Source organism: uncultured Campylobacter sp. (genome assembly GCF_938030815.1).
Taxonomy (GTDB): domain Bacteria; phylum Campylobacterota; class Campylobacteria; order Campylobacterales; family Campylobacteraceae; genus Campylobacter_B.
In genome coordinates this window covers 1-5,767 of the sequence record NZ_CALHII010000110.1, presented here as the reverse complement: position 1 = coordinate 5,767, position 5,767 = coordinate 1, and the positions used below count along the sequence as shown (strand labels likewise).

Genomic DNA, 5,767 nt, shown 5'->3' with positions numbered 1-5,767 from the left:
CCCGCTACGACGAAATTTTAAGCTTAGAGCTTTGAATTTATCCTTAAATTTAGGGCGCGCGAGCTATAAATTTAAGGCGCAGGCTAAATTTAGCTCGCAAACTTGCAGTATTTTTACGCCGCCGCAGATACGGTGCGTAGAATTTCAGATCCTCGCTCGGAATAAAATTTCAAACTGCGGCTAAATTTTAAAATTTAGAGTTTTTCATTCCGCAAGCTGTTTTAGCGGCGTGAAATTTAAAATTTATGGACAGCGGAAAAATTGCACGGAAGCAAAGCAAGCGACACAAGCGAATGAAATTTTAAATTACGGCTCCACAAAATTTACAACGACGCGCTGCAAGCGAGCTCTCGCAAAATCAGGTTTCAGCGTGCGCTTAGCTCGTGCACCAGATCCACCAGATATTTGGCATTTTGCACGCTTACGTCGGGCAAAATCCCATGGCCTAGATTAAAGATATGCGCGGCACCCTTCATCGCCGTTAAAATCTCGCGCACGCCCGATTCTATCGCGCTGCGATCGTATAGCCGCATCGGCTCCAGGTTGCCCTGAAGCGCAAATTTGCCCCCGAGCTGCTCGCGCGCAAGCTCAATCGGAGTGCTCCAATCCACGCCCCATACGTCAAAGCTCGCCTCGCCGCGCTGCGCTACGATACGGCTCAGCCGCGACATCTGCGCGCCCGTGCCCTTAGCAAAGACGATGAGCGGGATATGCGGGAATTTCGCCTTTAAAAATTCCGTGATTTCTAGGATGTATCGCCAGCCAAACTCCTCGTATGCGCTCGGCTCCAGCGCGCCCGCCCAGCTATCGAAGATCTGCACCGCATCGACGCCCGAGCCGATCTGGCGCGCTAGATAAAGCTTCGTCGCCTCCGTAACTAGGCGCAAAATTTCATGCAGAAGCTGCGGATTTTCGTAGAGCATCCTTTTGCAAACGGCGTAATTTTTGCTGCCGCCGCCCTCGATCACATAAGTAGCGATCGTCCACGGCGCGCCGCAAAAGCCGATGAGCGCTTTATCCGCGGCAAGACGAGAGCGAGTAAGCGAGATCGTATCATAAACGTATCCGAGCTCCGCCGCGGCCTTTTGCGGATCAAGGCGCGTCAGATCGCCCTGAGAGCGGATCGGATCACTAAAGCGCGGCCCTTCGCCCGCTTCGAAGCGCAGATCCATCCCCATCTGCATCGGCACGACCAAGATATCGCTAAAAAGTATTGCCGCATCGACGCCCAAAATCTCCACGGGCTGGATCGTTACCTCGCTAGCGGCGCGGTAGTCGCGGCACAGGCTCAAAAAATCGCCCGCCCTCTCGCGCACCGCCATGTATTGCGGCAGGTAGCGCCCCGCCTGGCGCATCATCCAAATGGGCGTGTATGGGGTCTCTTTGCCGAAGCATGCGTCGATGAAAACCATTTTTATCCTTTAAATTTACTCAAAATATACAAAGCCAAACAAACCGCAAAGATAGCCCCTGCGAGCAAAAGCATATCCAAAGGGGTAGTAAAATCGGTGTGCAAAATTCGCTTGAAAAAATCCACTACCAGCACCATTATGATGACGCTGCCGAGTTTATGTTTTAGCTCATCCAGCGAGGCGATCTTTAAAACCTGTAAATTTAGATCCACAAACTCGTCAATAAACAGCTCATAAATTCCAAATACGAAGATTAGCAGCACGATGGCGACCAGATACAGATCGATCGCAGTTATTATTTCGCTTAAAATGCCAATGTAAAGCGCTCGCTCGCTCTGCGGCGCTAGGAAAAATTCCACGATTTTATAAAGCGCCGAGCCTATTTCATAACTTGCCATCACAAATATCGTCGCACTAGCCGCAACACAAAAAATAACAGGCAGAAGCGTTAGAGATTTACTACAAAGCAAAAATTTTTCAAATATAGCTTTCATTTCTTCCTTAAATTTTAATTCGGGATTAGCCGCTCCGCAAGCGGATATATAAATTTAAAAGCCACTCTATGCCGAAGTGTTCGTTTAAATTTACGCTCGTTTGCAATCGCGTAAATTTACCCCCATTTAGTCGCGTCCGTTTGAGTCTTTAAAATTTTGCGCCAGGTTAAAGGCGCAAAATTTCAGCTCGCGGCGTTAAATTTTAACTAAGTTGATTTGCAAATTTATTCGCGCGGCCTCGGCGCCGAAACCGCGCACGCGACAGCATCCGCGCGCAAAGGCTCGGCAACTATGCTAAATTTATCCTACTTGTCTTGCTGCATATCGATCCAGCGAAGCGCGATGCGCACGGCGTTTGTCGCCGCTCCTACGCGGATCTGATCGGCGCTGCACCAAAGATGCAGAATTTTATCGTCGAAATTGTCCCTGCGGAGCCTACCGACGTAGGTTTCGTTCGTGTCGCTCGAAAGCAGCGGCATCGGGTATTCGTTTTTGCTCGGATCGTCTACAAGCACGATACTAGGCGCGTTTCTTAAAATTTCGCGCACGCGACTAATCTCAAAATCCTTTTTAAATTTTATCGTGATCGCCTCGCTGTGGCTGCGTAGCACCGGCACGCGCACGCAGGTAGCCGAAACGGCGAAGTTTTTATGCAAAATTTTCTGCGTTTCGTTCACCATCTTCATCTCTTCTTTGGTGTAGTCGTTGTCCAAAAAGACGTCGATGTGTGGAATGACATTCATCGCGATCTGATGCGCGAAAACTTTAGGTTTGCACTCGTCAAGCTTAAATTCAAAAAATTTCTGCAGCTGAAACACAAGCTCCTCCATGCCCTCTTTGCCTGCGCCGCTGGCGGCTTGATAGGTACTTACGTCCACGCGCTCTATTTCAAATGCATCGTCAAGCGGCTTTAAAATTTGAACCATCTGGATGGTAGAGCAGTTCGGATTAGCGATGATGCCCGTCTCTTTCCACAGCTTTATATCCTGAGGATTACACTCGGGCACTACGAGCGGGACATTTTCTTGCATGCGAAAGTGACTAGTGTTGTCGATCACCACCGCGCCGCTTGCCGCAGCAAAAGGCACGTAATGCGCCGAAATGGAGCCGCCCGCGCTGAAAAACGCGATGTCGATCTCGTTTTCGTCGAAGGTGCTGTCCGTTAGCTCCCTCACGACGTATTCTTTGTCGCGGAATTCCACCTTCTCGCCCGCGCTCTTTGCGCTTGCAAGCGGCAGTATGTCCTTTACGGGGAAGTTCATCTCGTCTAAGACGCGTAAAATCTCCTCGCCTACGGCGCCGGTAGCGCCTACGATGGCGATATTGTAACTACTCATCCTCTCCTCCTTTTAAAATTTCATCGCTAGGGCCGTCGCTCTGCGAATCTTTGCTATCTAAATTTGAATTTAATAAATTTTCATCCTGCGCAAGCTCGTCCGCTTCGCCCTCGTCGCCCTCCTCGGCTTTCGGGCAGGTCGCAATGCTCACGACGTCGTCGCCCTCGACATTTACGACGATGACGCCGCTGGTGTTGCGGCCCGCTTTGCGGATGCTTTGCATATCGACGCGGATCATCTTTCCGCTGGTGGTTAGCGCCATAAGATCCATCTCCTCATCGACCATCACGACGCCGATGAGCTCGCCCGTGCGGTTGGTAAGCTTCATGCAGATGACGCCCTTGCCGCCGCGGTTTGTGAGGCGATACTCGCTCGCGGTCGTGCGCTTGCCGATGCCCTTTTGGCTCACGCTTAAAATTTCTTGCATATCGCTTAAAATAAACGCGGCGCCGATGACCTCGTCGCCTTTTTCTTTAAATTTAATACCCTTTATGCCGCGAGCGATGCGCCCCATCTGGCGAATTTTATTTAGATTAAATTTAAGGCACATTCCCTTTTTCGTAGCGATGAAGAGCATATTTTCGTTAGCGCTTTGCGGCTCGCCGTCTTGCGCGCCCTCGTCTTGCGAAATTTCATCTGAAATTTCATTTTCGCTTCCCTCCAAAATATCCTGCTCGGTCTGTTCTAAAACTTCCTCGGCTTCGCCGCCGTCCAGATCGTCGCCGCTTAAGGCGCCTCCTTTGTAGTTTTGCATCTCCTCGGCGCTGTTTGGAGCGATAAGCGCGGTCACTAGCGTATCGTCCTCATCTAGGCTAATGGCGCGGATGCCGAGTGAGCGGATATTTTTAAACTCGCTTAAATTCGTGCGTTTTACGATGCCGTTGCGAGTGAAAAATACGAGCGACTTGCTCGGATCAAAATCGGTCGTAGGGATGATCGCCATGATTTTTTCGTCCGCGCCGAGCTGGATTAAATTTACTACCGCCTTGCCCTTTGCGGTGCGTGAGCCCTCCGGAATTTTATAGACTTTAAGCCAGTAAAGCTGCCCGCGGTCGGTGATAAACATAAGCGTATCGTGGGTGTTGCTCGTAAAAAAGCTCTCGATGAAGTCGTCATCATACGTCGTAACCGCCACGCGCCCCTTGCCACCGCGCTTTTGCTTCTCGTAAGTCTTGCTAGGCACGCGCTTGATGTAGCCGCGATGAGTGATCGTAACGACCATATTTTCATTCGCGATGAGATCTTCGATGTCGATATCCTCGTAGTCGTCGACGATTTCGGTGATACGCGGGCATCTGAATTTATCCTTGATCTCCAAAAGCTCATCTTTGATGATGCCTTCGATTAGCTCCTCGCTCTTTAGGATCGCATCAAGCCGCTTGATCTCGGCTAAAATTTCTTTTAGCTCCTCCTCGATCTTTTCGCGCTCAAGCCCCGTTAGACGGCTTAGCCTCATATCCAAAATCGCGCCCGATTGCGCCTCGCTAAGGCCGAATCTGCTCATTAAATTTTCGCGCGCGACGTTGGTGTCGGCGGAATTTCTAATCACGTCGATCACTTCGTCGATGTTATCTAGCGCGATCTTTAAGCCCTCCAAGATGTGCGCTCTGGCGCGCGCTTTTTGAAGCTCAAAAATCGTGCGGCGGATGATGACGGTTTTTCTGTGGTTCAAAAACAGCTTCAAAAGCTCTATCAGCGTGAAAATCTTCGGCTCTTTGCCGTCGATCGCGAGCATTATCACGCCGAAGGTCGCTTCCATCGTGGTTTGCTTAAATAGATTATTTAGCACGATCTCGCTCATCGCGTCGCGCTTAAGCTCTATTACTACGCGAATTCCGTCGCGATCGCTCTCGTCGCGCACCTCAGAGATTCCTTCGATCTGCTTTTCCTTTACGAGATCTGCGATCTGCTCGATCAGGCGCGCTTTATTTGTCTGATACGGCAGCTCGTCGATTACGATGACGTCTTTACTAGCCTTTTTTTCGATATGGGTTTTAGCGCGAATTTTAACGCGCCCTCTGCCCGTTTTATACGCCTCGATGATCCCTTTTTTGCCGTAGATTATGCCGCCGGTCGGAAAATCGGGACCCTTGATCTCGCCCATTATCTCCTCTAGGCTTGCATTTTTATTCTCAAGCAGTATCAAAAGACCGCCCACGAGCTCGTCTAGGCTGTGCGGCGGGATATTCGTCGCCATTCCCACGGCGATTCCGCTCGAGCCGTTAAGTAGTAAATTCGGCACGCGCGCAGGCAGGACGTCGGGTTCGTTCAGGCTCTCGTCGTAGTTCGGCACGAAATCGACCGTCTCTTTATCCAGGTCTTTTAGCAGCTCCTCGGCTAGCGGCGTCATACGCGCTTCGGTGTATCTCATCGCCGCCGCGCCGTCGCCGTCGATCGATCCGAAGTTGCCCTGTCCGTCCACGGAAGGAATTCTCATCGAAAAGCTCTGTGCCATTCGCACGAGCGCGTCGTAAACGGCGATATCGCCGTGCGGATGGTATTTACCGATGACGTCGCCGACGAT

At 50.8% G+C, this 5,767-nt stretch carries 5 protein-coding genes; 1 reads left to right on the top strand and 4 read right to left on the bottom strand.

Annotated features, from left to right (window positions below; genetic code table 11):
• A partial coding sequence (locus tag Q0277_RS03890; protein WP_297995813.1) for a hypothetical protein occupies window positions 1-184 on the top strand: 184 nt, incomplete at its 5' end.
• A gap of 181 nt (window positions 185-365) precedes the next feature.
• On the opposite strand, the gene hemE is transcribed toward Q0277_RS03890, so the two are convergent.
• The 4 genes from hemE to gyrA form a co-directional block, all read right to left on the bottom strand.
• Window positions 366-1,412 carry a uroporphyrinogen decarboxylase gene (gene hemE / locus Q0277_RS03885; protein ID WP_297995811.1) on the bottom strand — a complete coding sequence of 349 codons (1,047 nt, stop codon included), beginning with the start codon at window positions 1,410-1,412 and terminating at the stop codon, window positions 366-368.
• 2 nt (window positions 1,413-1,414) lie between these two features.
• Window positions 1,415-1,906, bottom strand: coding sequence for a YqhA family protein (locus Q0277_RS03880; RefSeq protein WP_297995809.1), 492 nt, complete (start codon window positions 1,904-1,906; stop codon window positions 1,415-1,417).
• Between the two features lie 305 nt (window positions 1,907-2,211).
• Window positions 2,212-3,243 (bottom strand): aspartate-semialdehyde dehydrogenase, encoded by a 1,032-nt coding sequence (locus tag Q0277_RS03875; protein ID WP_297995807.1) that lies wholly within the window; start codon window positions 3,241-3,243, stop codon window positions 2,212-2,214.
• A partial coding sequence (gene gyrA / locus Q0277_RS03870; RefSeq protein WP_297995805.1) for a DNA gyrase subunit A occupies window positions 3,236-5,767 on the bottom strand: 2,532 nt, incomplete at its 5' end. The genes gyrA and Q0277_RS03875, both read right to left, overlap by 8 nt.